We start from the raw sequence: 25,756 nt of genomic DNA on the forward strand, positions 1-25,756 counted from the left end.
TTTCGCTGCGCCCATCTGCATCCCACCCGCTACAAAACCGCCCCCGCCTTTCTCCGTGTCCTCCGTGCTCTCTGTGGTGAAAATGCCTTTGCCCTTCTTCGTGCCTTCGTGAGCTTCGTGGTCAATCCGCTTTTGACCTGGCCCTGCCTCGTGGAGCCGCGGCTGCCCCACCGGCGTGCGGAAAATCGGCGCTGCAGCGCCAAAAAAAGTTCATGGAGGGGCGTTGGATTTCGCCGGGGATGCGGCGTATAGTCGGAGACGTGATTCGTGGTTGAGCGGCAACACTAGGAAGTTTCTAGTTTCTGAACCAGTGCTCCCGTTGATCTGTTGGCAGCATGCCGCGAACACATTTGTTAGTTACATGAAGAGGTTACAAGTTGTGAATACTGGTGTTGTGAAGTGGTTCAACGAGAGCAAGGGTTTCGGTTTCATCACCCCCGATGATGGCGGCAAGGACGTGTTCGTCCATTTCTCCGCGATCAACGGTTCGGGTTTCAAGACCCTGGCCGAAGGCCAGAAGGTCTCCTTTGAGATCCAGGAAACCGCCAAGGGCCTCGCCGCCGGCGAAGTGACCGCCATCTAAGGCGCCACTCCCATGGCTGACGGCTCCTTCACTGGACCGTCCAAGAAGGCCGCCTCCGGGCGGCCTTTTTCGTGCCCGGCATTCTGATCTCACCACCTGTATTCACCACGAAGCACACGAAGGCACGAAGAAGGGCAAAGGCATTTTCACCACAGAGCACACAGAGACCACGGAGAAAGCTGCAAAGACTTGAGGTGGATACCGGCCCGGAGGCGGCAGGATGCGGTGAGCGATGCGAAATGTATCGATGCCGGGCCGTCCGTTGGGATTGATGCGATTCGCTGCGCTCATCCACATCCCCTTCCACCAAACCAACCCTGTTTTTCTCCGTGCCCTCTGTGCCCTCCGTGGTGCAAGCGCCCTTGACCTTGCCTTTCTTCGTGCCTTCGTGCCCTTCGTGGTGAAATCGCTTTTCACCTGGTCTTTCGTCGCGGGCTTCGTGGCGAAGGCGGCGGTCCGGCGCGGGTGATTCAAGTACACTGCGGGGCTTTCCCGTCGGCCGCCCGCACGCGATGAACCGCCTGTTCCGCTCCACCGCCGTTGTCAGTGGCATGACCATGATCTCCCGGATCATGGGCTATCTGCGCGACATGGTGCTGGCGGTCACCTTCGGCGCCGGCCCCGCGACCGACGCCTTCTTCGTCGCCTTTCGCATCCCCAACTTCCTGCGCCGGCTGTTCGCCGAGGGCGCCTTCAACCAGGCCTTCGTGCCGGTTTTCGCCGAGTTTCGCGAGAAGCGCGGGCGCGAAGCCCTGCTCGATCTGCTGGATCACACCGCCGGCACCCTGATGACCGTGGTGACCGTGGTGACCCTGATCGGGGTCCTGGCGGCACCGGCGCTGATCTGGGTATTCGCCCCGGGCCTGGGCACCCAGGAGGCCGGGCGCGAGGATCTGGCCGCCACCATGCTGCGGATCACCTTCCCGTACCTGCTGTTCATCTCGCTGACCGCGATGGCGGCCGGCATCCTCAACAGCATCGGGCGTTTCGCGGTGCCCGCCTTCACCCCGGTGTTCCTGAATCTGGCGCTGATCGGCGCGGCGCTGTGGCTGGCGCCGATGTTCGAAGAACCGATCATGGCCCTGGCCTGGGGCGTGTTCATCGCCGGGGCCCTGCAACTCGCCTTCCAGATCCCGTTCCTGTGGCGCGCGGGACTGCTGCCCCGCCCCCGCTTCCGGCGCGCCCACGAGGGGGTTCGCCGGATCGTGAAGCTGATGCTGCCGGCGATCCTCGGGACCTCGGTGGTGCAGATCAACCTGCTGGTGGACACCCTGATCGCCTCGTTTCTGGTCGCAGGGTCGATCTCCTGGCTGTACTTCGGCGACCGCTTCGTGGAGCTGCCGCTGGCGCTGTTCGGGATCGCCATCGGCACGGTGATCCTTCCGCGCCTGGCGCGCCAGTACAACCAGGCCGACCCGGCCGCGTTCGGCCGTACGCTGGACTGGGCCCTGCGCCTGGCGATGCTGGTGGCGCTGCCGTCCATGGTCGGACTGGTGGTGCTGGCGGTGCCGATCCTGGCCACGCTGATCCAGTACCAGGCCTTCACCCAGTTCGACACCTACATGACCGCGATGGCGCTGGCCGCATATGCGCTGGGCCTGCCCGGGTTCATCCTGATCAAGGTCCTGGCACCCGGCTTCTTCGCCCGCCAGGACACGAAGACCCCGGTCAAGATCGCGATCATCGCCATGCTCTGGAACATGGTGCTGAACGGGGCCTTCGTGCTGCCGTGGTATCTCTCCGGTATGCCGGGGGCGCATGCCGGGCTGGCGCTCGCCACCTCGGCCTCCGCCTACATCAACGCCGGGCTGCTCTATCGCGGGCTGATCCGCGAGGGTATCTACCAGCCGGGCCCGGGCCTGCGCCGGCTGCGGCTCGGGCTGCCGCTGGGCCTGGCCGCGATGATCGGCGTGCTGGCCTGGCTCTCGCCCGAGTTCGGCCAGTGGACCGAGTGGTCCATCGATACACGCCTTATGGCGCTCGCGGGTCTGATTCTGGCCGGGACCGCCACGCTCGCCGCCACGCTGTGGCTGGCCGGGCTGCGTCCGCGTCACCTGTTGCTGCGCGAGTCCACGGAAGGCGCGGATCAATGATGCCCGGGGTGGCCCCGGCGGGTTATACTCGCGGTTTTGCGCGGGATCGGGGCGATGCGGCTGATTCGCGGCCTGGGGCCGGCCGACAGCAAGGCGTTCGAGGCGGCCGGCCTGCACGGCGCGGTGGTGACCATTGGCAACTTTGATGGTCTCCATCGTGGTCATCAGGCTGTTCTGGGGCGCCTGCTCGAGGCGGCGCAGGATCGCCAGGCGCCGGCGCTCCTGATGACCTTCGAACCGCTGCCGCGCGAGTACTTTGGCGCGCGGACCCAGGCCCCGGCTCCGCCCGGGCGCCTGCAGCGGCTGCGCGACCGCCTGGTCACCCTGGGCGACAGCGCCCTGGATGCCGCCTGGATCCTGCGCTTCGACGCGCATCTGGCCGGGCTGTCGGCGAACGCCTTCATGGAGGAGGTCCTGTACCAGCGGCTGGGCGCGCGGCACGTCCTGGTCGGGGACGACTTCCGCTTCGGACGCGGCCGCGAGGGCGACCAGGCCGCGCTGCAGACCGCCGGCCGACGCCTCGGTTTCACTGTGGAGTCCACCCCGACGGTGCGGGACGCCGAGGGCCGTATCAGCAGCACGCGGGTGCGCGCCGCGGCCGTCGCCGGGGACTTCGCCCGGGTGACCGAGCTGCTCGGCCGGCCCTACCGCCTGCACGGTCGGGTCGCGCATGGCGAGAAGCGCGGGCGCACCATCGGCTTCCCCACCGCGAACCTGCGCCTGGGGCCCTGGCCGCTGGCGCTGCGCGGGGTGTACTCCGGCTGGCTGCGACGCGCCTCCGGCGAGTCCCTGCCGGCGGTCGCCAATATCGGCTGGCGCCCGACCGTGGACGGCACCGAACAGCGCCTGGAGGCCCACGTGCTCGAGGGCCAGCCCGACCTGTACGGCGAGGCCGTGTGCTTCGAGCCGGTCGCGCAGGTGCGCGGCGAACAGCGCTTCGAGGGCCTGGAGGCGCTGCGCGCACAGATCGCGCGCGACGTCGACACGGCCCGCATGCAACTCTCCGAACTCGACTGAAACCGGCCCGCAGGGCCGATCCGGAACTCGCTCATGGCACGCAAACCGGCACCGCCGAATCCCTACAAGGACACCCTCAACCTGCCCGAGACGGCCTTCCCCATGCGCGCCGGCCTGGCGACGCGGGAGCCCGAATGGCTGGAGGCCTGGAAGGCCGAGGACCGCTACCAGCGCCTGCGCGAGCACTGTGCCGGGCGGCCGCGCTTCGTGCTGGCGGACGGCCCGCCCTACGCCAACGGCTCGATCCATGTCGGCCACGCGGTCAACAAGATCCTCAAGGACGTGATCGTGAAGAGCCGCACCCTGGCCGGCTTTGATGCGCCCTACGTGCCGGGCTGGGACTGCCACGGCCTGCCGATCGAGCTGAAGGTGGAACAGAACCTGGGCAAGGCCGGGCGCGACGTGGATGCCGCGACCTTCCGCAAGGCCTGCCGCGAATACGCCCAGGAACAGGTGGACGGCCAGAGTGCGGACTTCCAGCGCCTGGGCGTACTGGGCGACTGGGACCACCCCTACCTGACCATGAACTACCAGGTGGAGGCGGACACCGTTCGCGCGCTGGGCACGATCTTCAAGCGCGGCCACGTGCAGATGGGCGAGAAGCCGGTGCACTGGTGCGTGGACTGCGGCTCGGCCCTGGCCGAGGCCGAGGTCGAGTACGAGGACAAGATCTCGCAGGCGATCGACGTGCGCTTCCGCGTGGTCGACGACATCGACTTCCTGCGCCGCTTCGACGGCATCGACGGCTCGCGCGGCCCGATCAGCGTGGTCATCTGGACCACCACACCGTGGACCCTGCCGGCCAACCAGGCGGTCGCCCTGCACCCGGAGCTGGACTACGCCCTGGTGGAGCTGGAGCACGAGCGCATCCTGCTGGCGGAGGACCTGGTCGAGGACTGCCTGGCCCGCTATTCGCTGGGCGAGGGCCGGATCGTCGCCCGCGCCAAGGGCCAGGCGCTGGAAGGCCTGATGCTGCGCCACCCGTTCCTGGACCGCGAAGTCCCGCTGATCCTGGGCGACCACGTGACCACCGAGACCGGTACCGGCGCGGTGCACACCGCCCCCGGCCACGGCCAGGAGGACTACGCGGTCGGGTTGCAGTACAGCCTGCCGGTGGAAAACCCGGTGGGCCCGGACGGGCGCTTCCTGCCGGACACCCCGCATTTCGCCGGCGAGAACGTGCATCAGGCCAACGGCCATGTGATCGACGTACTGAAGGAACACGGCGCGCTGATCGTGGCGGTGAAGTTCGAGCACAGCTACCCGCACTGCTGGCGCCACAAGACGCCGATCATCTTCCGCGCGACCCCGCAGTGGTTCATCAGCATGGAGCGCGCCGAGCTGCGCGCGGATGCACTCAAGGCGATCGCCGACACCCGGTGGATGCCGAGCTGGGGCCAGGCCCGCATCCACGGCATGGTGGTCAACCGTCCGGACTGGTGCATCTCGCGCCAGCGCAACTGGGGCGTGCCGATCCCGTTCTTCGTGCACAAGGAAACCAACCGCCTGCACCCGCACACCGCGGAGCTGGTCGAGGCGGTCGCGCAGCGCATCGAGCAGGACGGCATCGAGGCCTGGTTCCAGCTGGACCCGAAGGAGTTGCTGGGCGACAAGGCCGACGACTACGTGAAGCTGAACGACACCCTCGACGTCTGGTTCGACTCCGGCGTGCTGCACTCCACGGTGGTGGAGAAGCGCCCGGAACTCGGCGGACTGCCGGTGGACCTGTTCCTGGAAGGCTCGGACCAGCACCGCGGCTGGTTCCAGTCCAGCCTGTTGACCAGCGTGGCCATGCGCGGCGCGGCGCCGTACAAGGCGGTGCTGACCCACGGCTTCACCGTGGACGAGAAGGGCGAGAAGATGTCCAAGTCGCGCGGCAACGTGGTCGCGCCGCAGGAGGTCGTTTCTACCCTGGGCGCGGATATCCTGCGCCTGTGGGTCGCGGCCACCGACTTCTCCGGCGAGATGGCGATCTCGAAGGACATCCTCGACCGCACCGCCGATGCCTACCGCCGCATCCGCAACACCACGCGCTTCCTGCTGGGCAACCTCAACGGGTTCGAACCGGCCGAGCACGCCCTGCCGCTGGACGAGCTGCTGCCGCTGGATCGCTGGATCGTCGCCCGCGCGCTGCAGGTACAGGGCCAGGTCACCAAGGCCTATGACGACTACCTGTTCCACCAGATCTACCAGCGCGTGCACAACTTCTGCTCGGTGGAGCTGGGCAGCTTCTACCTGGACGTGATCAAGGATCGCCAGTACACCACGCAGGCGGATTCGCATGCCCGGCGCTCGGCGCAGACCGCGCTGCACCACGTAGCCGAAGCCTTGACGCGCTGGGTGGCCCCGATCCTGACCTTTACCGCCGAAGAGATCTGGGAGCTGCTGCCCGGCGAGCGGCCGGACAGCGTGCTGTTCGCCACCTGGTACGAGGGGCTGGCCCCGCTGCCAGAAGACGCGACGTTCTCCGATGGCGACTGGGACCGCATCCTGGAGGTGCGCACCCATGTCGCCCGTGCACTGGAACTGGCGCGCAACGAGCAGGGCATCGGCGCCTCGCTGAATGCCGAGATCGACCTGCATCTGCCGGCCGACTCCGCGGCGCGCGCGCTGCTGGAGCGCCTGGGCGACGAGCTGCGCTTCGTGTTGATCACCTCCGAGGCCCGTCTGGCCGAGGGCGCCGCCCCGGAAGACGCGCATACCGCCGAACTGACGGACGGCACGGCGCTGGGCGTGGTCGTGCACAAGAGCGAACAGCCGAAGTGCGTGCGCTGCTGGCACCGCCGTCCGGATGTCGGCGAGCACGCGCAGCACCCGGAACTGTGCGGACGCTGCGTCAGCAACGTGGAAGGCCCGGGCGAGACCCGGCACTTCGCCTGATGCAACTGCGGGGTTCCGGTCTGGGCCCGGGGCTGCTGATCGCGGCCGCGATCGTGGTCGCGGACCAGGTCACCAAGATCTGGGCGGAACACGCGCTGACGCTGTTCGCCCCGGTCGAGGTGACGAGCTTCTTCAATCTGTCGCTGGTCTACAACCCCGGTGCGGCCTTCAGCTTCCTGGCCGGCGCCGGGGACTGGGGCCGCTGGCTGCTGACCGGCATCGCCGTGGTGATCGGGCTGCTGATCATCGGCTGGCTGGCCCGCCTGCCGCGCCGGGCGTGGTGGTCGGTGACGGCCCTGGGCCTGGTACTGGGCGGGGCCGTGGGCAACCTGATCGACCGCGTGCGCTATGGCGCGGTGGTGGATTTTCTCGACTTTCACTGGGCGGGCTATCACTGGCCGGCCTTCAACGTGGCGGACATGGCCATCGTGGTGGGGGCGATCACGCTGATCGTGGCGACCTTCATCGAGGGTGACCACAGCCATTCCGAAGACAAGCACTGAACACGGGAGCACGCATGACCACGGCCACCAAGGGCGCGCACATCGAGATGCACTATCGCCTGATCCTCGAAAACGGCTTTGTAGTGGACGGGACCGGCGACGAACCCATTACCCTGGAGATCGGCTCCGGCGAGATCCTGCCCGGCCTGGAGGATCTGCTGGTCGGGCTGGAGGCCGGCGACCACCGGGAATTTGCGATCGAGGCCGGCGTCATGTTCCCGTTCCGGGATCAGGCGGCGGTGCAGCGCATGCCGCGCTCGCAGTTCCCGGATGACCTGCCGCTGGAGGTGGACTACATCTACGAGTTCAACAGCCCCTCCGGCGAGGCCGTGCCCGGCCGCATCGAAGCGGTGGAGGACGACACCGTGACGGTGGATTTCAACCACCCGCTGGCGGGGCAACACTTCACCTTCGAGGTGGATGTGGTATCCGTACGGGAGCCACAATAGGTCGCGACCGACCGCAGGAGAACACCATGAGTATCCAGGCCCAGCTCGCCAATCCGCGCGGCTTCTGCGCCGGGGTGGAACGCGCCATCGAGATCGTGGAACGCGCCCTGGAGATCTACGGCGCGCCGCTGTACGTGCGCCACGAGGTGGTGCACAACCGCCACGTGGTCGGCCGCCTGACGGATGCGGGCGTGCGCTTCGTCGAGGAACTGAGCGAAGTGCCCGACGGCCAGGTGGTGATCTTCTCCGCGCACGGCGTGCCGCGCCGCGTGCAGCAGGAGGCCGAGGATCGCGGCCTGACCGTGTTCGATGCCACCTGCCCGCTGGTCACCAAGGTCCATCTGGAGGTGGCGCGCTACGCCCGCGAGGGTCGCGAGGTCGTACTGATCGGCCACGCCGGGCACCCCGAGGTCGAGGGCACCATGGGCCAGTTCGACGACTCCCGGGGCGGCTGCATGATGCTGGTCGAGACCATCGCGGACGTCGAGAATCTGGAGGTTGCGAACCCGGACCGTCTGGCCTTCGTCTCCCAGACCACGCTGTCGATGGACGACACCGCCGGCATCATCGATGCCCTTACCGCGCGCTTCCCGAAGATCGAGGGCCCGCGCAAGATGGACATCTGCTACGCCACCCAGAACCGTCAGGATGCGGTGAAGGACCTGGCGAAGCAGTGCGACCTGCTGCTGGTGGTCGGCTCGAAGAACAGCTCGAACTCCAACCGCCTGAGCGAGATCGGCGCCCGCATGGGCGTAGCCTCCTACCTGGTGGACGGTGCCGCCGACATCGACCCCGCCTGGCTGGAGGGCAAGAGCCGCATCGGCGTCACCGCCGGCGCCTCGGCCCCGGAGGTCCTGGTCAACGAGGTGCTCGACTTCCTGCGCGGGCACGGCGTCGATACCGTCTCCGAACTCGCCGGCCGCGAAGAGACCATCACCTTCTCCATCCCCTCCGGCCTGCGCCGCGAATCCGCCTGACAGGCTTTGCTCTGCCCGGCGTCGCCTTGATTCACCACGAAGGACACGAAGGCACGAAGAAGGGCAAGGTCAAAGGCGATTGCACCACAGAGTGCACAGAGGACACTGAGAAAGACGACAAATGGTTATATGGGCAGGAGCGATCCGCTACGCTCATCGGAATCCTGCCCGCCACAAAACCATCGCTGGTTTTCTCCGTGTCCTCCGTGACCTCTGTGGTTAATCCGCCCTTGCCCTTCTTCGTGCCTTCGTGAGCTTCGTGGTAAAACCCGCCCTTGACCTTATCCGGGATACATAAACGACATGGATGATCGACCGCGTTTTCGGCTGAGTATTCGCTGCCCGGATCAGCACGGGATCGTCGCGCGCATCGCCAACGCGATCGCCAACACCGATGGCTGGATCACCGAGGCTGCACAACACACCGATGCCGAGGCCGGCTGGTTCTTCATGCGCTGGGTATTCTCGCTGCCCGTCGATGCCGAGCCCGCCCTGCGCGAACGCCTGGACGAGCTGGCCCTCGATCTCGGCATGGACTGGTGGCTGGCGGGCGCCGAAACGCGACCACGTGTGGTCCTGATGGTCTCGCGCGAGCCGCACTGCCTCAGCGACCTGCTGGCCCGCTGGAGCAACGGCGAACTGCCGATGGAGATCCCGGCGATCCTCTCCAACCATCGTGACCTGGAGCCGCTGGCCCGGTGCTACGGCATCCCGTTCGAGCACATCCCCGTGCCGCGCGAGGACCGCGAGACCGCCTTCGCTACCCTGCAGGCGCGACTCGCCGAACTCGCGCCCGACGCCATCGTACTGGCGCGCTACATGCAGATCCTGCCGCCCGCGCTGTGCGACGAATACCCCGAACGCATCCTGAACATCCACCACAGCTTCCTGCCGTCGTTCATCGGCGCACGGCCCTACCACCAGGCCTTCGCCCGCGGCGTTAAGCTGATCGGTGCGACCTGCCACTACGTCACCGAGGACCTCGACGCCGGCCCGATCATCGAACAGGACGTCACCCGCATCCGCCATGACGACGGCGTGCAGGACCTGATCCGCAAGGGCCGCGACGTCGAACGATGGGTCCTCGCCCGCGGCCTGCGCTACCACCTCGAAGGCCGCGTCCTCACCCACGGCAACAAGACCATCGTCTTCAACTGAACATTCGGCTTAACGCCTCCGCCGGCCACTACCCGCGTCACCTAACGCACTGCCACCACGACCGGAGACGCCTGGCCTAGACTTGGACCATCAACCGGCGGGGGTGGCCCATGAACAATACGACGAGCACGCGATCCGGCCTCTTGTCACCGGCCTCTGCGCCATGCACCCGCCCGCGCAAATGGCGGACGCTGAAGGCCCTGGCCGCGGCCAGTCTTCTGGCCCTTCTGGTCGTCCAGCCCCCGGCCGCGGCCGATGCGCTGCCCGACACCATCGAGCGCGTCAAACCCTCGGTGGTCAGCATCGCCACCCACCAGCCCGCGCGCAGCCCCCGGGCCCATTACCTCGCCACCGGCTTTGCGGTTGGCGACGGTAGTCTGATCGTCACCAATCACCATGTGATCCCGACGTCCCTGGATCACGAGAACCGCGAACAACTCGTGGTGGTCAGCGGCGAAGGCCGTGACACCTCCATCCACAGCGCGGAACTGGTGGCCCATTCGGCGGACGACGACCTGGCCCTGCTGCGGATTGCCGGGCCCCCGCTGCCACCCCTGCAGCTGGGATCCTCCGATGCCGTGCGGGAAGGCGAACAACTGGCCTTTACCGGCTTCCCGATCGGCATGGTCCTGGGCACCTATCCCGCGACCCATCGCGCGAGCGTGGCGGCGCGCACCCCCATGGCGATCACCGCCCGGCGCTCGAGCGAACTGAGCGAGGCGCGCATCCGGCAACTGCGGGCCGGCGCACCCATGGTGTTTCAGCTGGATGCCACCGCCTACCCCGGCAACAGCGGGAGCCCCGTCTACCGGATCGACAGCGGCGAAGTCGTCGGCGTGATCAATCAGGTCTTCGTCCAGGGCGGACGCGAGGCGGCGGTCGGCCACCCCAGCGGGATCAGTTACGCGGTGCCAGCGGACCGGATTCGTCCGCTGCTGGCAAACGCCCGGGAGTAACCCATCGACGCCCGCACACGTCACGGCAGGCCCTGCCCGGTAGAACGCACGCCCATGGCCGCGCCCCCTCTCGACGCCCCCCGCGTCTTTCGTCAGATCCACATCGACGTGGCGCGCAACGCCACCGATGACTTCAATCCGTTCCATGACGGCGACAAGTGGATGCGGATCCGCGGCAACCCGTTTGGCGGCCCGATTGTGCTGGGCTTTCAACTGGAATGCCTCGCCGAGGCCCTGATCACGCAGGTACGCCAGGCGGAGGGCGACAGCGGGAACATCCGCGAACGGCCATTCCGGAACTACCAGTTCACCTTTGCCGGGGCCCTGCGCCCGGACGAGGCCCTGACCACCGTGGTCAAGCCCACGAACCGGCGCATGGACGAGGCGGGACGGCCGCAACTGTCGAACCGCATCGCGATGCGCACATCCGGCGGTCTGGTGCTGCTGGGACACGTGCGCGACACGGCCACCCCCCGCGCGCTGCCGGACGCGGCACTGCCCCTGCCCGCGGGGTTCGACCTCGACCGGCTCGAGGACCGCCGCGAACTGCCGGACAACGGGTGGTTCCACAAGCGCAAGTTCATGACCAACAGCAACGCGAAGAATCTGCTGTCGGGTTCGCTCGTGCGCCAGGCGGACTACTTCGACGAGCTGGAGGACCGGGTCAACTTTCCCGACATGTTTCCGGCATCCCTGATCTCCTGCGCGCTGCTGGAGAAGGCCCATGCCGATGGCCACGATTTCTATCGCGACCCCATGATCTATACCGCGCATCACATCAGCGTCGACCAGCGTCTGGCGCGCGCCCTGCGCAGCGCCGATGCCCTGCATATGCTGGTGAGCCCGGCCGAACACGTGGACACCTCGGATCGCGGCCTGGCCGGCTCCGGGATGGCACAGCAGCGCTACCGCTGCCTCGGCCTGGTGGCCGGCCCACGCGTCCTGTTTCGCGCCGAGCTGCTCCTGGCACCCCTCGCCACTCTGGGCCTGGATGGAGACCCAGCCACCGCGTAAGGGCCCGCTGGTCGGGTAGACGGGCGGCGGTCGAGCTGCGGGTTCGGGAGCGCGCGGACCTCAGGGAGACGCTGATTGAATCGCACGTCCGCGCTCGAGTCGCTTTTGCGTGCGAACAAGGCGCGGTGACTGCCGTGCAGTCATTCTGCACAAGGGAACCGCAACGCCGTTCCCGCGCCCGTTTTTGATCAACAACGGGCGGCCGAGCCCCTGCTTTCAATGGCTTGTGGGGTTGGTGCCCCCCGATTCTGAATGAATATGGCCCGATCCTGCGTTGCGCCCCGAATCCATCCAAAACGGGCGGGTAGAACCACTACCCGCTGCACGACGCGCCTTGTCTCGGAACGTTTGTCTCGAACAACTGGGGGGGCACCAACGCGGACGTGCGATTCAATCAGCGTCTCCCTCAGGGTTCGGGCCGTTCCCGCTTCCCCTTGCGCTGGTCCTTGACCGCCTTGCGCACCAGATGAGGCAGGAGCAGGTGGAGCGGCATGCGCAGGTAGTGGGAACGCACGTACAACAGCCAGCGCGCGGCGCCGGACCCGACGCCATCGCAGCTCCAGTGATGGGGTATCAGGCCGCGCCGGAACAGCCCGTCCATCAGCCCACGCAGAGGCGCCGACGGGCGCGCGCGGGCCAGGGCCGCGAAGGCCGAATCGGGCACGGGGGTCTGCAGGAATTCGCGGCCATAGCGCAGGGCGTAGAAGAGCGGGCGTGCCAGATCCATCTCGAAGGCGCGCGCCGTCAGCCGCTCCCAGAAACCCGGATCCTCGGCCACAAAGTACCGCAGCAGCGCATCCAGATCGGCCAGGTCCCGCAGCCCGTTCTCCAGCTCGCCGTCGTGGAACAGGTGCGTCGCGCTGTGCAGGACCATGTCCACCGGAGCCGGGATATACACACCCGGGTGGTCGTCGAGCGGCAGCGCCGCCTGCCACAGAAGATCCGGGTCGGGATGCAGCCGCGCGGTCGGCGGCAGGATGGTGTGGTGCACGTCCAGCACGCTCTTGCGCTGGATATGCGTGAGCGGCGGCAGTTCGTGCATCCACTGGCGGTAGTACCGCTGGTCATAGGCATCGTAGCCCTCGCAGACCCAACCCTGGACAAACAGGTGCTGCTCCGCCTGCTCAATCCGCGCCTGCGGGACGAGGATGTCGACATCGGAGAACTGACGCCCCGGGGCGCAGGGCAAGCCCGCCATGACATAGGCAGCGCCCTTGAGCAGCATCATCGGGATCGCCTCGGGCGCCAGGGCCTCGTGGATCCGCGCCACCTCCCAGCGGACCATGGCGTGCTGACGGTCCGCCAGGACCCGGGCCGCGTGCAGGTGCCGTCGCGGCGCCGGTGGCACCTCGGGCAGTGTCCCGGCCTCCTCGATCAATGCATGCAGCCGCCCTTCCAGGGAGGCCACCCGCGCCACCCGCACCAGCAGGTCCCAGTCCGCCAGCGAAAGCCGCCCGGCCGACTTCGGAGCGCCCAGGACCGCGAGCAGTTGCGTCAGCGCGGAGGATGTCACGCGCCCCCCGCGGTCAGGTCGTTCAGCAGCCCCAGGGTGGCATCCAGATCTGCGTACTCGAGCTCGAGGCACGCACTCTGCTCGATCAGGTCGGCCGCGGCCTCGAAGCCCGCGGCCCCCACCACGCTGTAGTTGAACGACGACCCGACCAGCCGCTGCAGGGCCACGGCCCGGTCCAGCGGCGCAAGGTGGTCACGGCCCCCCGCGGCAAAACGCGGGAAGACCAGCCAGGCCGGTCGCGCCGGGTCGTGCATCTTCTGAATACTCGCATCCGGCGGTCTCAGATGCGCCACGGTCCCCTTGCTGGTGTCATGCGAGGCGGGCCCGATGACCGCCTGCGGGTAGCGCTCGCGGATCAGGTCAATGGCTGCATTCTTCAGGCTGACCGGGCGCGGCAGGGCCACCAGCTGCCCGTCCGTCAGGGAAAGCAGGGCGAATTCGTCCGACAGCAGGCGCCAGCCGGACAGGGTCAGCGCGGCGGTCAGCGTGCTCTTCCCCGCCCCCGGCTCGCCCGGCATCACCAGCGCCCGACCGTTACGTTCCAGCACCGCCGCGTGGATCATCAGGAAGTCGTGGGCGTGCTGGGCAATGCACCAGTTCAGTCCCCACTCGAACAGCGGGTAGGCGTGGGCCAGCGGGAGGGGGCGAAACGGTGATCGACCGTCGAGGAAGAATCGCGCCTGCGGGCGCCAGAGCCAGTGCAGACCGGAGGCCCGTGCGAGCGTGATGTGAAAATCGGCAAACGCCGCCTGTTCCGGCGGCAGCAACTGCCGGTCGTAGAACAGGGCCAGCGCGCGTTCGACCCGGTCCAGCCGCGAACGCAGCCGGACCACGAACGGGCCCACCTGAAGGGCCACCCCGGCGCCGCGCAGCCCCGCGCGCAGGTCTTCTGGGGCTGTCACGCGTCCCGCGAGTCCGCCGGATCACAGATCAGGTGATGCTCCCGCAACTGACTCAGGCCGGCCTGCATCGCATCCTCCAGCTCCCCCTCGGCGGCTTCGTAACGCTGTTCAAGGTACTCGAACAGGGCCGTCGGCGTCATCGGCCCCTCTTGCAGGGCCTGGAAGAGCTCGGTGAGGGGCGGTTGCAGCACGTGTGTCTCGCCACAGCGCTGATCAAAGACGACCACGGATTCGCCCCACGCCCGCACGTGAGCGACCGGCAGCGAAATCAGTTCGAGGGGTTCTTCGGGAACGGACAAGTGCGCCTCGTTTACCGTACGGCCAGCCGTACCCGGGGCAGCGCCCCGCAGGTCAGCGATTGCCCTTCTGGTTGGACGTGGTGGTCCGCACCTCTACGCATACGCCCAGTTCGTTGCGCGAGTATCCATCCTCGCAGTCGCCCTGGCTGTTGATTGGGCAGAAGCGCTCGTTCATGTAGACGAAGACGTTCTTCACGGCCGTGTACTTGTCCGCGTCATCGCGGGCCATGGAATAGGCCTTCACCACCTCATCCACCGAGGCGCCAAAGTCGATCGAGGTGCAGGCCGCGTTCAGGACCGCCCCCACCGCATGCCAGTCCAGCGATCCACTGCACACGCCACTGGCCTGCAGCACCTCCATCAGCGACGGCGAGCCACTCAGACACTCCGGCTTGTAGCCGAACACCGACTCGAAGGAGGTCGCGCCACCGGGATGCACCGTCGCATCGAAGCTGCGGCACTGGTTGCCCGGTGGATTGGTCTTGTGGCAGGTCCCCGGCGAGTAGCCGGTGCAGTCCCAGGCGAACCAGTTGTTCTTCCAGAAGCCCGGCGTGCAGCCATCGCCCTCGGTGCACTCGTGGTCGATATTGGAGACGTTGGCGGAGAAGATATTACCCGACAGCGAACACTGCCCCTGTGCACCCCAGACCGACTTGGCGGGGAGAGACACCAACATCGCGCCACCCAGGCCGGCGGTGGTCAGGCGGCGGCGAGTCCGGCTGCGCGGGCCGGACGAAGCCTCGTCCCGATCCACGGGGCTGCCGGACGGATCCTCGCCCTCCGGGCCATGGCTGTGGTTCTGATCGTGTTCGTCGCTCATTCTTGCCTGCTCCAGGTCCGTCCCCGGCGTCACGCCGTTCGCGCCAGGGCACCCGCCTCCACCCGCACCGGGGGAATTTCGGGGCACACTGCAATCAGACGCTTTCTACCAAGAGTTAGCAAGCGCAATGCCACTCCATCGAATAACGGGTAACTCACTGATATCGAGGGCCGCCTCATCAGGCCTCGGGTTCGCAAGGGCGCTCGTCGCCGCCAAGTGCAAAATTTCCCGACAGGGGCCGGACGGCCGGTACATCACGCCCTGCGCAAGCGCAGAATGAACGAATGGCTCAGCCATGCCCCGGCGACCGGGACCGACTGCAGCACACCACGGGTGCCCCGGTTCTCCAGCAGTGGCTGCAGGCGCGCGAGACGCCCGGGTGCCAGCGGCAACCAGTCCAGCTCCAGCGCCACCAGACCCGCGGCCTCGGCCGTCGCGCGCAAGGCGGCGGGATCGTCGTAGCGCAAATGCGGCGGCTGTCCCCGGCGATGGCGCCGCCACTCCCGAAGCGCCGTGGGCAGACACCGCAGGTTCAGCGCATCGACCCAGGCCTCGCCACCGGGACGCAGGACCCGCCGGATCTCCGCCAGTGCCGGCGCAGGCTCCGACAACGCCTGCATTACGCCAAAGCAGAGTACCCCGTCGAACGCGGCATCCGGCAGCGGGAGCTGCTGGATATCCGCCGCCAGCCACGGGATCGTCGGATTGCTGCGATCCCTCGCCTTCGCCAGGGACGGGGTGGAGTAGTCCAGCCCCCACACCGCATGACCCTGCGCATGCAGCATCCGCGTGTAGGTACCCGCGCCACAGCCGATATCGAGCCAGCGTCCGGGCGCATGGGCCGCGTCCCGCCAGAGACGCTCGAACTGCCGCACGCGGCTGTTCAGGCCGGTCGGCGTCCAGCCGGCGATCCCGGCGTCATCCTCCAGGCTCGCTCCGCGTTCGAGGAAACGCTGGCGCCAGCGGCGCTCGAATCCGGTGTCCTTCATGGCACCCTCGCCGTCATTCCCGCCCCTCGCTCACCTGGCCGATCAGTTCGGTCGCGGCCGTCAGCACATGATCGCGGGAAAACCCGGCGCGGCTCATCTCGTCGTACAGCGTGCGCGCGAGCAACCGGGCCACGCGCTCCGGTGCGTGGGTAATGGGCCCCGTCGCCGCTCCCGGCTGACGGGCCAGCGCCATTTGCGTGAAACTGGTGCGCAGCAGCCCCTTCAGCCGATGGACCAGTACGGACTTGGCCACCACCAGCGCCAGGATCGATGCCATGCGCAGATCCTCCTGCGTCAGCCGCCGCTGATCGCGCGGGGAATCAATATTGATCACACCGATCACCTCGCCATCGAGCACCACCGGCACCGCGATCACGTCGACCGCCTCCACCTCGTGGCAACGGCGGGCGTCGCCGGCAAATTCGGAATGGTGGAGATCGTTGATCAGGAGTCCTTTGCCGGATGCGGCGACCTGTCCCGCGATGCCGGTCCCGAAACGCTGGGACTCCCCGTAGGCCTGCGGCACGAGCGCCCCCTGGTGCGCCTCGACCCGGAGGCGTGGTTCGCCGGTCTCCGGATCCTGTTTGACCAGCATGATCGAGCAATGCCGGCAGTCCATGGCGTGGCCCACCAGGACCGTCAACTGGTGCAGCCCCTTCTCCATGGACTCGGCTTCTTCAACAAACCGGGCCAGCTCGAGCAGGTGCTCGTCAAACGCCTCGAAGGCCTTGTTCATCTCCCGGGATCCAAGGAAGGTCGGTCAAACGAGAGTAGCAGCGGGATTTCCCGACAGGTACCCGCCCCGGGCCATGCCGTCTGCGCGACCGTGAGCCGACACGAAAAACCCCCGGTCTGGCGAAAAGCCAGCACCGGGGGTTACCGGCCAGCTCAGCTGGCTCCAGGCCCGGCCCGCGCCGAAACAGCGTTAGCATCCAAACCGGCTCGCAGCGGCGCCGACGCCACGCCCAGCAACAGCGTCAGGTAAAACAGCAGCGCGATTCGTGGCGAGAAGAACAGCGTGCTGAACAGTCCGATAGCCAAGGCCCCCGTAAGTGCGGCGGCGGCCCCCAGCGCCACCCGATCGCCCGTCAGGCCACGCCGCAGCAGCAGGACGAGGGCGGCCAGGGTGAGCCAGACGAAGGCCAGCAGGCCGAGCCCGCCCTGGTCGAAGTAGATCTCCAGCCACTGATTCTCGACGCGCCATGGCCAGAGGTGATCCGTGGTGAAGTACCAGTGGCGGCCCAGGTGCCGGAAATCGCCATTGGCCACATATTCGCGACCGGCCGAATCCCGGATCTGCACCCTGTAAAATTCGACGACAGACTGCTGACGTGCGTCGACTGCCAGCGACAGCACGAGGCCGCGCTGGAATGGCCAGGGACGCGTCTCCATGGGATCCAGATCGAAGGCCCACTGGAAGCTCTGACGCCCACCATCGTCCAGGCGCATCCCCTCGCTGCGACAGACGAAGGAATGGCGGATGGGCTTCTCGCAGATGAACACCCGGAATCCCGCTGGCCGCTCGCTGGCCGCCTCCACCGTTACGGTAAAGCGCCGGTCACGGGGCAGGCTCACGCGCTGATTCACGAACAGCGAATCGCCGCCCCCGATCTGCAGGCGCGGCACATCACCCTCGTGGGTGAACGCCAGGTTCCCGGGTACGCGCCCGTCGCGGTTACCCGTGCGATAGTGCTCGGGGAAACTGCCGACACCCCGGCCCAGAAGCGGCGCCAGCGGCCCGGCACCGGGTAACTCGAGCGCGGCACGCCAGTGATCCAGGCGACTGCCGAAGTCGCGTTCGATCTGACCCAGTCGCTGTTCGGCAAACCCGCCCAGCGTCGTGCCCGCGATCAGCGCAATCGCCACGACCGGCAACAGCACACCGGCCACCACGGCCCCGGCCGACCGCATGCGCCCATGCATTGCCGCCAGCAGCATCCCGGCCGCCAGCACCGCAACCGCCACCGCGAGTCCCAGATACCCGCCGCGCGAATAGGTCATCGCGACCGCATAGGCGGTCCCGACCGCCAGCACGGCCGATCCGGCGAGCAGTACGCCGGGGCGCTGCCGCCAGCACCAGACCAGAGCGAGCGGGAAGGCCAGCACCAGGAAGGTCTCGATGCTAGGGCCGCCCGCCTGCATCTCGGAGAAGATCCCGGAGAGGCGATAGCCGCTGTCGAAGTTCAGCAGGCCGGGATAGGTGATCCGCTCGCGCACCACGAAGGCCAGCTGCGCCAGCAGGGCGAGCCCCACGCCCGGGAGAAACCAGCGTGTCACCTGCTCCCGGACCGGAATGGGCGCCACGCGCAACACTGCCAGCAGCACCACCGCCCACAGCAGGCCCTTGGCGACCCGCAGGGCATTCCAGTCGTGGGCAAAGTGCACCGCTGCGCCGGGGTTCCAGCCTCCGGGCGGCCACAGGGCCAGCCCCAGGCCGATCAGGGTGGAGACGACCAGCAGCCCCAGTGGCCAGCGGATCCCGCGCGGCAGCAGCGATACGCCCGCATGCAGCGCATGGGGCCCCCGCCACAGGGCCACGGCCAGGGTCATCAGCAGGAACAGATCCAGCTCGGAGACGAACAGGCGCCCGTGGTAGAGGGTCAGGTCCAGCGTGGCCAGCAGAACCGGGATCACGACCAGCCAGGCCTGCGGGCGCCAGGCCAGCAAAGCGGCGTAGGCCAGCAACCCCGCGGCCAGCGCGACCGGCGCCACCGGCCAGGTCACCGCCGCCAGCACGGCCACCAAAGCCAGGAGACCGCCAAGGGCCTGCCGCAACCGCTGCAGAGAACCCTTGACGGGGCCGGGGTCGCTCGGTCCCGGGCCAGCATCGAGGGGCCCGGCTCGCGACGCCACGACCGGTTGCGCGACACCCGCCACGCTCGCGCGTTCCAGCCACTGCAGTGAGGCCGCCATGAGCCCGGCCGCCAGCCCGGCCAGGACCAGGCTGGCCGGGTCCGGTCGGGCACCGTCCACAAACAGCTTGGCGGCCTCGACCGCCAGTGCCAGCGCACCCCCCGCGACGACCGCCAGCAGGTTCAACGCGGCCGGTTGCAGTGGATGACGCAACTGCCAGAGCCAGACCAGCATCCCCAGAGGCGCGTACATGGCCAGGTGCAGCGCGGTACTGCGCAGGGCGTGGATCTCGTCCACGTGGTAGTGGTAGTAGAACGGCCACAGGTTCAGGTCGGCCCACTGGGCACGGACCGCCTCCCCGTCGGCGTGAAACGCACCGAAGCCGTGGTTGAGTGCGACCAGCAGCAAGGCATAGGCGACAGCGCCGGTCACAAGCAACGGGGTGGCGAACTGCTGCAGCGTCCGGATCACGCCATGGGGATGCGCGGGCAGGCGCCGGAACAGGACGAGGCCGATCCCCATCCCCAGTGCCCGCAGCAGCACGGAACGTCCTTCGGCAATCCCCGACAGAGTCGCCAGATTCAACAGCTCCAGCAGGCCCGCCAGCAGCAGGGCCAGGGGAATCCCGGCCCCTAGCAGCGAAGCTCCGCGCCGCTGCAGCCAAAGCGCCAGGAGCAAGCCCACCGGTACACTGACCACCACCTCCAGCGTCAGCCAGCTGATACAGCGGAGACCACCCGTGCAGGCGCCGGCCGCCACCCACCAGCCCCAGGCATCCGATGCCAACCGGGCCCGCAACTCGTCCGCGGCCAGTACAAAGTCAAAGGGGACGAAGCCAATCAGCACGTAGAGCGCGGCATAGACCACCAGACCGGCGGTCAGGGTCTGCGCACCCGCGCCTTCCAGCACCTGCCGCCAGCGCACCAGCGGATCGCGCAGGGCCAGCCAGACGAGCGAACCGGCCACGGCCCCGGAAAAGTTACCGGCAATATCGGCGCCCGCGGGGTGCCGATAGGGCAGCCAGACCTGCAGGAACTCCACGCTCGCCGTAACCGCCAGCCCCAGGGCTGCCACGAAGGTGAACACCGCAAACGCCGTCAGTCGATTCCGGCGGCCATGGGTCAGCCAGGCGGTCCAGAAGAACCCCAGCGGCAGGAACATCAGGGCATTGGCCATAAACTGCTGGCGGCCGCTGGTGCCGGGGCCGGTCAGGCTCATGCCGCGGTAGATCTCCCAGGCGCGTTCCAGACTCATCGAGCCGAATTCGAACGGCAGCAGCGTCAGATAGATCGCCGCCCCCAGCGACAGCCAGGCCCACAGCGCACAGGTGCGCAGGGACAAGGGCTCGTCTGCATTCGCCATCGCGTTCATGTGGCGCTCGGGGATGGGGCCGGGTCATCACTGTATACCCGGTGGAGTCCGCGGAGCAGTAGCGCACAGGAATCGCGACAAGCGTCACGAACCTTTACACCGGCAAGGCCGAACCCTCTCGTATGCCCCGTTGAATCCCGACAAGTCAGTGAGTTGCAGCGCAATGGCACGATTGCTGCTTCGGACGGGACCCAGGATGCCAACAAGGGAGTCGCAGCATGAAAGGACCACTCGCTATTGCACTGATCGCCGCGGGGGCGATGCTAGCCGGAACCTCGGCCCAGGCCGCGTTCATCACTTATTTCGGAGAGGATCTGAACAACTCGGCGACCGTTCCGTTGTCTGAGACCCCCAACTCCGATGCGGCCGAAAGCGCCTTTCTCGGGTCGCTCAGTGGCGTCGGAACCGAGGACTTCGAAGGCTTTGCCACGGGGACCACTGCGCCACTGAATCTGACCTTCCCCGGCTTCGGTGGTGGCACGCTTGACGCGACCCTTACGGGGGACGGCCGCATCAAGACCGTCTCCGAGGGCAGCGCCTTCGCTGGTCGGTACTCCGTATCGGGCACCAACACTTGGCGGGCCGATGCGACGGGAGACGACGGATTCGGCGTGGACTTCGGACAGGACATCGCCGCCTTCGGGTTCTACGGGATCGACATCGGGGACTTCGGCGGGCAACTGCTGATCAATTTCAACCTGAGTTCGGGAGGCGTCCACCAGGAAATCGTCCCGCACACCGTGGGATCCGGCGGATCTACGGACGGCTCGGTCTTCTACTTCGGCGCAATCGCCTCAAGTGAGGACTTTCTGTTCACTTCGCTCGACTTTGACCTGGTCGCAGGGCCGACGACCGACATCTTCAGCTTCGACAATATGACCATCGGTGAACTCGAACAAGTTACGCCAGTCCCGACGCCCGGCACTCTAGTATTGTTTGCTAGCGGTTTGCTGGTAGCCGGATCGATGCTCTGGCGCCGCAAGCGGTCCGACAGCGGCAGCTGAAACATCCACCACGGAGATCTTCGACGGGCTCTGTACCACCCGTCGAAGATCGTTTCGTCGCAAGACCGGGGCGACACCGAACGATGGATTCGATGCCTCCCTGCGAGTGCATCCCGAACCGCTGTTATAAGCGCAGGTCGGTCGATTCCCGCGGGAAGACCGATTTCACGTCGAAGATCACCGACTCCGGGCGTGCCAGCGCCCGGATCGCCTCGATCCCCATCTGCAGGAACTCGCGGTGTGGCACCGCCACGATGATCCCATCGAACTGCCCCGAGGCCGGCACCTCGGTTATCGGGGTGATGCCGTACTCGTGTTCGGCCTCGGCCGGGTCCACCCAGGGGTCGAAGACGGTTACCTCGGCGTTGTAGCCGGCCAGGGTCGCGTGAATGTCGATCACGCGGGTGTTACGCAGATCGGGGCAGTTTTCCTTGAAGGTCAGCCCCATCACCAGGATGCGCGCGCCCACCGGGTTGATGCCCTTGCGCACCAGGGCCCGCACCGTGTTGTCCGCGATGTGGGCGCCCATCGAGTCGTTCACACGGCGCCCGGCGAGGATCATCTCCGGGTGGTGCCCCACCGCCTGCGCCTTGTGCGTCAGGTAGTACGGGTCCACGCCGATGCAGTGGCCGCCCACCAGCCCGGGGCGGAACGGCAGGAAGTTCCACTTGGTCCCGGCCGCCTTCAGCACCGCCTCCGTATCCAGCCCCAGGCGCTCGAACAGCAGCGCCAGCTCGTTGATCAGCGCGATGTTCACGTCGCGCTGGGTGTTCTCGATCACCTTGGCGGCCTCGGCCACGCGGATGCTCTCGGCCTTGTGCGTACCGGCGGTGATCACCCGTGCGTACAGCGCGTCGACGAAGTCGGCCACCTCCGGCGTGGAGCCCGAGGTGACCTTCATGATGGAGGTCACCCCGTGCTCCTTGTCGCCCGGGTTGATGCGCTCGGGGCTGTAGCCGGTAAAGAAATCCTGGTTGTGCACCAGGCCGGACTCCGCTTCGAGGATCGGCACGCAGTCCTCCTCCGTGGCGCCCGGATACACGGTGGACTCGTAGATCACCGTATCGCCCGGCTTGAGCACCCGCCCCACACTGCGGCTGGCCCCGAGCAGCGGCCCGAGGTCGGGGCGCTTGTGCCGGTCGATGGGGGTCGGCACCGTCACCACGAACACGTTGCAGGCCCGCATCGCCTCCAGGTCCGAGGTGTATTCCAGATGCGGCGTGGCCGCCAGCTTGTCCGCCTCCACCTCGCGCGTGCGATCCACCCCGGCCCGCAGCTGTTGCACCCGTTCCGGGTCGATGTCGAACCCGATGGTGGACCAGTGATGGCCGAATTCGACGGCCAGCGGCAGGCCGACATACCCAAGACCGATGACCCCAATGGTGACTTCATCCAGCGCGGGAAGCGTATGCATAAGATGTCCGTTCTCGTTGCTCTTCGTCATGCGGCACCCCGGCGGGGGCCGTTCTGTCCCTGGACCTCATCCGGCTCCGGGAAACATGGTATCCATGTTTCCCTATTGGCAGGGCGCGCAACCCGGCACGCGCGGCCCGATCCCCTCCACGCGCCCCGGATTGGGACCCGGCGGACCGGCATAGGCTCCCCAGACCGGTCGTTCGCGCAGGCGGCCATTGTAATCGCGATCCGCGCCCGCGATTGCGGGCGAACTCACGCTGTCTCCACGTTCCTGCAAACCGCCCGCGCGCGGGTAGAGATCCAGCTCATCCAGTCCCGCATCCGGTGCCTCCAGATACCGGGCCGCGTCTTCCCGCGGTGCGGTGTAGTTGTGGTCACCGGCGATACCGCCTGAAAGCTGCAGGGGGTTCCCGGCAAACACGGCATTGCCCTCCACCACCTGCTCGTATGCCTGGTCGGGCTCGTCCATCCGAATCCCGAACCCGCTTGCCAGGACCGTGTTGTTCACAATGCGGACCTCGCGAGGCAGGTGATTGTGCGGGCGGACCAGCACCGCATCGCCGACATCATTCACGAACAGGTTGTCGTGGATCAGGAGGTTGCCCTCGCCCTGGAACAGTCGCTCGTGCGGGTTCTGATAGAACAGATTCCCTTCAATGCGATAGCGGTCTTCAGACCCCGGGCCGGTGGGCGGGAAATGCCCCACCAGCAGATTGGGGCGGGCCCGGGCCCCGTCGCTCCCGCGTTCTGCCTTGTTCAGAAAATTGAAGCGAATCCGCGTCTCGCGCGGGCCCGGGTCCTGATCCGGAATCATCTCCCTTTCCGTCTGGTGCTTGATCTGGATGTTGTACCCCAGAGTGCGGTGCACATGGTTGTGCTCGATCACGCCACCGACAAACGGGCTGGTGCCATCCGGCTGTCCGAGATACATCCCGGTACCCACATCATGGATCTCGTTGTGCCGGATCACCCAGCCCCAGGCCGGCACGCGCGTCGTGATCCCCGTGTTGCCCTGCGAACGGTCATAATGGCGGATGGTCAGGTGCTCCAGCGTCACGTGATGCACCCCGTCACCGCGCGCCTCCGCCACCACCCCCGCAACCGGTTCCCCGCCGCCATCCAGCGTCAGATGCCGGATCACCAGATGTTCCGCATCCACCAGGCTGATCGTGTTCTCCCCACGTCGCCCGCGCAGCACGGCCGGCTCACCCGCCGCCGGCCCGCTGATCACGATGGGCCGCTCCGGCGTCCCGCGCACCCCGTGCAACCGCAGCGAACGCGGATAGTCCCCCGGCTCCAGCTGCAACCAGTCACCGGGCCCCAGCGCAGCCACCGCCGCCCGGTAGTCCTCCGGCCCAGCCTGAACGACATTCCAGCCCTCATCCGGCAGACCACCGCCAGGACTCGCCGATACCGCCTCAGCGACGATACCGGCAGCGGCCACCGGCATCCAAAGCAGCAAGACGCACGCCGCAAACATTGCGCAAAGCCACTTAAGCAGTACGTGCTCGAAACACCCCATCACCGAACCTCGGTACCGGTATGCGGATTCACGCAGTTCGTGCCGCACCCGTCTTCTGGATCCAACGATGAGCGCCTCCCACTCGGTTGTCACGCGCAAACCCGCATCCCGGATCTAACGAGCTATTCACGAACGGTGCCGCGCGTTCCTGCCGAAACGATAAAGTGATTCGACAGGGATCCGGACCGGGCCGACGAACCCGACAAGGATGCCGAGCCGCGCCCGTTGGCGTCGTCGCGAGCGGGCCCGCCCATGCGCCCACAGGATGTCTCGATAGCCCATGACTGCCCAGCCGCAATGCGAAATCCTGTGCGTGGTCGGCGCACGGCCGAACTTCATGAAGATTGGCCCGGTGATGCGCGCGCTGACAGACGCCGGCATCAGTGCCCAGCTCGTGCATACCGGCCAGCACTACGACCCGGCGATGAACGAGCGTTTCTTCACCGATCTGAACATCCCGTACCCGGACATCAACCTGGAGGTCGGCTCCTCCTCCCACGCCGTCCAGACCGCCGAGGTCATGAGCCGCTTCGAACCGGTACTCGACCGCCTGAATCCACAGGCCGTTCTGGTCGTGGGCGACGTAAACTCCACCATTGCCTGCGCCCTGGTCGCGGCCAAGAAGGGGATCGGCGTCATCCACGTAGAGGCCGGCCTGCGCAGCTATGATCGACGCATGCCGGAAGAGATCAACCGGGTCCTGACCGACCAGATCTCCGATCTCCTGTTCACGACCGAAGGACACGCCATCGACAACCTCGCCCGCGAGGGGATCGATCGCGAGCGCGTCCACTTCGTCGGCAACGTGATGATCGACACCCAGCTCCACAACCTGGACCGGGCCGTCCCCTGGAGCGAATCCCTTCAGGCCGCGGGCGTGGACCCGGCCCGCTTCGCCCCGGACGGCGCCTATGGCGTACTGACCCTGCACCGCCCGTCCAATGTCGATGATCCGGCAACCCTGGAACGCCTGATCACCACCCTCGCGAGCATCGCCCGCGAGCTGCCCCTGGTCTTTCCACTGCACCCCCGTACTCGTGACCGGCTGCGGGCATCCGGGCTGGAACATCACCTGAACGAGGCGGCCATCGCGGTACTGCCACCAGCGGGCTATCTGGAAATGCTGGGCCTGATGAAGGACGCGCGAGTGGTCCTCACCGACTCCGGCGGCATGCAGGAAGAGACCACCGCCCTGGGCGTCCCCTGCATCACTCTGCGGGAGAATACCGAGCGGCCCATCACCATCGACGCTGGCACCAATGTCCTGGTTGGCAACGATCCGGAACGTCTGCAGGCCGCCTTTCGCGAGGTCATGGATCATGGAGGCAAGAAGGGCTGCATCCCGCAGTACTGGGATGGCCGGGCCGGGGAACGCATCGCGGCCGTCCTCGCCCGATGGCTGGGGCACGAGCCACGCGCCCGCGCCACGGGCTGACC

The 25,756-nt window shown here is 67.3% G+C and carries 21 protein-coding genes; 12 read left to right on the top strand and 9 right to left on the bottom strand.

Annotated features, from left to right (window positions below):
* Window positions 1–361 precede the first annotated feature (361 nt).
* The 10 genes from D103_RS0109660 (at window position 362) to D103_RS0109710 (ending at window position 11,630) form a co-directional block, all read left to right on the top strand.
* Entirely contained in the window at window positions 362–583 is a 222-nt protein-coding gene (locus D103_RS0109660) for a cold-shock protein (RefSeq protein ID WP_196794002.1), read from the top strand.
* Between the two features lie 512 nt (window positions 584–1,095).
* A complete protein-coding gene (gene murJ, locus D103_RS0109670; RefSeq protein ID WP_018876653.1) occupies window positions 1,096–2,676 on the top strand; it encodes a murein biosynthesis integral membrane protein MurJ in 1,581 nt (526 codons plus the stop codon).
* A 54-nt stretch (window positions 2,677–2,730) separates the two neighbouring features.
* Window positions 2,731–3,693, top strand: coding sequence for a bifunctional riboflavin kinase/FAD synthetase (locus tag D103_RS0109675; RefSeq protein WP_018876654.1), 963 nt, complete (start codon window positions 2,731–2,733; stop codon window positions 3,691–3,693).
* A 33-nt stretch (window positions 3,694–3,726) separates the two neighbouring features.
* Entirely contained in the window at window positions 3,727–6,573 is a 2,847-nt protein-coding gene (ileS, locus tag D103_RS0109680) for an isoleucine--tRNA ligase (RefSeq protein WP_018876655.1), read from the top strand.
* Window positions 6,573–7,076 carry a signal peptidase II gene (lspA, locus tag D103_RS0109685; RefSeq protein WP_018876656.1) on the top strand — a complete coding sequence of 168 codons (504 nt, stop codon included), beginning with the start codon at window positions 6,573–6,575 and terminating at the stop codon, window positions 7,074–7,076. Before ileS ends, lspA begins: the two co-directional genes overlap by 1 nt.
* Window positions 7,077–7,090: 14 nt before the next feature.
* The gene (locus D103_RS0109690; RefSeq protein ID WP_018876657.1) at window positions 7,091–7,525 is read left to right on the top strand and encodes a peptidylprolyl isomerase; all 435 of its coding nucleotides are present in this window, start codon (window positions 7,091–7,093) and stop codon (window positions 7,523–7,525) included.
* A gap of 26 nt (window positions 7,526–7,551) precedes the next feature.
* The gene (gene ispH, locus D103_RS0109695; RefSeq protein ID WP_018866652.1) at window positions 7,552–8,502 is read left to right on the top strand and encodes a 4-hydroxy-3-methylbut-2-enyl diphosphate reductase; all 951 of its coding nucleotides are present in this window, start codon (window positions 7,552–7,554) and stop codon (window positions 8,500–8,502) included.
* A gap of 303 nt (window positions 8,503–8,805) precedes the next feature.
* Window positions 8,806–9,660, top strand: coding sequence for a formyltetrahydrofolate deformylase (purU, locus tag D103_RS0109700; RefSeq protein ID WP_018876658.1), 855 nt, complete (start codon window positions 8,806–8,808; stop codon window positions 9,658–9,660).
* Window positions 9,661–9,770: 110 nt separating this feature from the next.
* Window positions 9,771–10,616, top strand: a complete 846-nt coding sequence (locus tag D103_RS0109705; protein WP_038028714.1) for a S1C family serine protease — start codon at window positions 9,771–9,773, stop codon at window positions 10,614–10,616.
* A gap of 54 nt (window positions 10,617–10,670) precedes the next feature.
* Window positions 10,671–11,630, top strand: coding sequence for a hypothetical protein (locus D103_RS0109710; RefSeq protein ID WP_018876660.1), 960 nt, complete (start codon window positions 10,671–10,673; stop codon window positions 11,628–11,630).
* 406 nt (window positions 11,631–12,036) lie between these two features.
* Here D103_RS0109710 and D103_RS0109715 read toward each other — a convergent pair whose 3' ends face one another.
* From D103_RS0109715 to D103_RS0109745, 7 genes are all read right to left on the bottom strand, one after another.
* Window positions 12,037–13,143 (bottom strand): nucleotidyltransferase family protein, encoded by a 1,107-nt coding sequence (locus D103_RS0109715; protein WP_018876661.1) that lies wholly within the window; start codon window positions 13,141–13,143, stop codon window positions 12,037–12,039.
* Window positions 13,140–14,045, bottom strand: a complete 906-nt coding sequence (locus D103_RS0109720) for an HprK-related kinase A (RefSeq protein ID WP_018876662.1) — start codon at window positions 14,043–14,045, stop codon at window positions 13,140–13,142. The genes D103_RS0109715 and D103_RS0109720 overlap by 4 nt, the downstream gene beginning before the upstream one ends.
* Window positions 14,042–14,344 carry an HPr-rel-A system PqqD family peptide chaperone gene (locus D103_RS0109725; RefSeq protein WP_018876663.1) on the bottom strand — a complete coding sequence of 101 codons (303 nt, stop codon included), beginning with the start codon at window positions 14,342–14,344 and terminating at the stop codon, window positions 14,042–14,044. The genes D103_RS0109720 and D103_RS0109725 overlap by 4 nt, the downstream gene beginning before the upstream one ends.
* Before the next feature lie 52 nt (window positions 14,345–14,396).
* The gene (locus D103_RS0109730; protein WP_018876664.1) at window positions 14,397–15,164 is read right to left on the bottom strand and encodes a hypothetical protein; all 768 of its coding nucleotides are present in this window, start codon (window positions 15,162–15,164) and stop codon (window positions 14,397–14,399) included.
* A 254-nt stretch (window positions 15,165–15,418) separates the two neighbouring features.
* Window positions 15,419–16,153 carry a class I SAM-dependent methyltransferase gene (locus D103_RS0109735; protein WP_018876665.1) on the bottom strand — a complete coding sequence of 245 codons (735 nt, stop codon included), beginning with the start codon at window positions 16,151–16,153 and terminating at the stop codon, window positions 15,419–15,421.
* Between the two features lie 13 nt (window positions 16,154–16,166).
* Window positions 16,167–16,889: a GAF domain-containing protein gene (locus tag D103_RS0109740; protein ID WP_018876666.1), complete on the bottom strand. Its 723-nt coding sequence runs from the start codon at window positions 16,887–16,889 to the stop codon at window positions 16,167–16,169.
* Between the two features lie 152 nt (window positions 16,890–17,041).
* Complete coding sequence (locus D103_RS0109745) at window positions 17,042–20,377, bottom strand: VanZ family protein (RefSeq protein ID WP_018876667.1); 3,336 nt, start codon at window positions 20,375–20,377, stop codon at window positions 17,042–17,044.
* Between the two features lie 218 nt (window positions 20,378–20,595).
* Between D103_RS0109745 and D103_RS0109750 the strand changes: the two genes are divergently transcribed.
* The gene (locus D103_RS0109750; protein ID WP_018876668.1) at window positions 20,596–21,381 is read left to right on the top strand and encodes a hypothetical protein; all 786 of its coding nucleotides are present in this window, start codon (window positions 20,596–20,598) and stop codon (window positions 21,379–21,381) included.
* A gap of 124 nt (window positions 21,382–21,505) precedes the next feature.
* Here D103_RS0109750 and tviB read toward each other — a convergent pair whose 3' ends face one another.
* Together tviB and D103_RS0109760 are read right to left on the bottom strand one after the other, a co-directional pair.
* A complete protein-coding gene (gene tviB, locus D103_RS0109755) occupies window positions 21,506–22,795 on the bottom strand; it encodes a Vi polysaccharide biosynthesis UDP-N-acetylglucosamine C-6 dehydrogenase TviB (protein WP_018876669.1) in 1,290 nt (429 codons plus the stop codon).
* A gap of 102 nt (window positions 22,796–22,897) precedes the next feature.
* Window positions 22,898–24,028 (bottom strand): hypothetical protein, encoded by a 1,131-nt coding sequence (locus D103_RS0109760; protein ID WP_026280335.1) that lies wholly within the window; start codon window positions 24,026–24,028, stop codon window positions 22,898–22,900.
* A 571-nt stretch (window positions 24,029–24,599) separates the two neighbouring features.
* Between D103_RS0109760 and wecB the strand changes: the two genes are divergently transcribed.
* Entirely contained in the window at window positions 24,600–25,754 is a 1,155-nt protein-coding gene (wecB, locus tag D103_RS0109765; protein WP_018876671.1) for a non-hydrolyzing UDP-N-acetylglucosamine 2-epimerase, read from the top strand.
* The last annotated feature ends 2 nt before the right edge of the window (window positions 25,755–25,756 follow it).

The sequence above is a fragment of the Thioalkalivibrio sp. ALE31 genome (assembly GCF_000377405.1).
Lineage (GTDB): Bacteria > Pseudomonadota > Gammaproteobacteria > Ectothiorhodospirales > Ectothiorhodospiraceae > Thioalkalivibrio.

Excerpts from the sequence above, each read along its gene's own strand:
- D103_RS0109660 (WP_196794002.1), top strand. The coding sequence starts at position 362 with ATGAAGAGGTTACAAGTTGTGAATACTGGTGTTGTGAAGTGGTTCAAC.
- murJ (WP_018876653.1), top strand. The coding sequence starts at position 1,096 with ATGAACCGCCTGTTCCGCTCCACCGCCGTTGTCAGTGGCATGACCATG.
- D103_RS0109675 (WP_018876654.1), top strand. The coding sequence starts at position 2,731 with ATGCGGCTGATTCGCGGCCTGGGGCCGGCCGACAGCAAGGCGTTCGAG.
- ileS (WP_018876655.1), top strand. The coding sequence starts at position 3,727 with ATGGCACGCAAACCGGCACCGCCGAATCCCTACAAGGACACCCTCAAC.
- lspA (WP_018876656.1), top strand. The coding sequence starts at position 6,573 with ATGCAACTGCGGGGTTCCGGTCTGGGCCCGGGGCTGCTGATCGCGGCC.
- D103_RS0109690 (WP_018876657.1), top strand. The coding sequence starts at position 7,091 with ATGACCACGGCCACCAAGGGCGCGCACATCGAGATGCACTATCGCCTG.
- ispH (WP_018866652.1), top strand. The coding sequence starts at position 7,552 with ATGAGTATCCAGGCCCAGCTCGCCAATCCGCGCGGCTTCTGCGCCGGG.
- purU (WP_018876658.1), top strand. The coding sequence starts at position 8,806 with ATGGATGATCGACCGCGTTTTCGGCTGAGTATTCGCTGCCCGGATCAG.
- D103_RS0109705 (WP_038028714.1), top strand. The coding sequence starts at position 9,771 with ATGAACAATACGACGAGCACGCGATCCGGCCTCTTGTCACCGGCCTCT.
- D103_RS0109710 (WP_018876660.1), top strand. The coding sequence starts at position 10,671 with ATGGCCGCGCCCCCTCTCGACGCCCCCCGCGTCTTTCGTCAGATCCAC.
- D103_RS0109730 (WP_018876664.1), bottom strand. The coding sequence starts at position 15,164 with ATGAGCGACGAACACGATCAGAACCACAGCCATGGCCCGGAGGGCGAG.
- D103_RS0109735 (WP_018876665.1), bottom strand. The coding sequence starts at position 16,153 with ATGAAGGACACCGGATTCGAGCGCCGCTGGCGCCAGCGTTTCCTCGAA.
- D103_RS0109740 (WP_018876666.1), bottom strand. The coding sequence starts at position 16,889 with ATGAACAAGGCCTTCGAGGCGTTTGACGAGCACCTGCTCGAGCTGGCC.
- D103_RS0109745 (WP_018876667.1), bottom strand. The coding sequence starts at position 20,377 with ATGAACGCGATGGCGAATGCAGACGAGCCCTTGTCCCTGCGCACCTGT.
- D103_RS0109750 (WP_018876668.1), top strand. The coding sequence starts at position 20,596 with ATGAAAGGACCACTCGCTATTGCACTGATCGCCGCGGGGGCGATGCTA.
- tviB (WP_018876669.1), bottom strand. The coding sequence starts at position 22,795 with ATGCATACGCTTCCCGCGCTGGATGAAGTCACCATTGGGGTCATCGGT.
- wecB (WP_018876671.1), top strand. The coding sequence starts at position 24,600 with ATGACTGCCCAGCCGCAATGCGAAATCCTGTGCGTGGTCGGCGCACGG.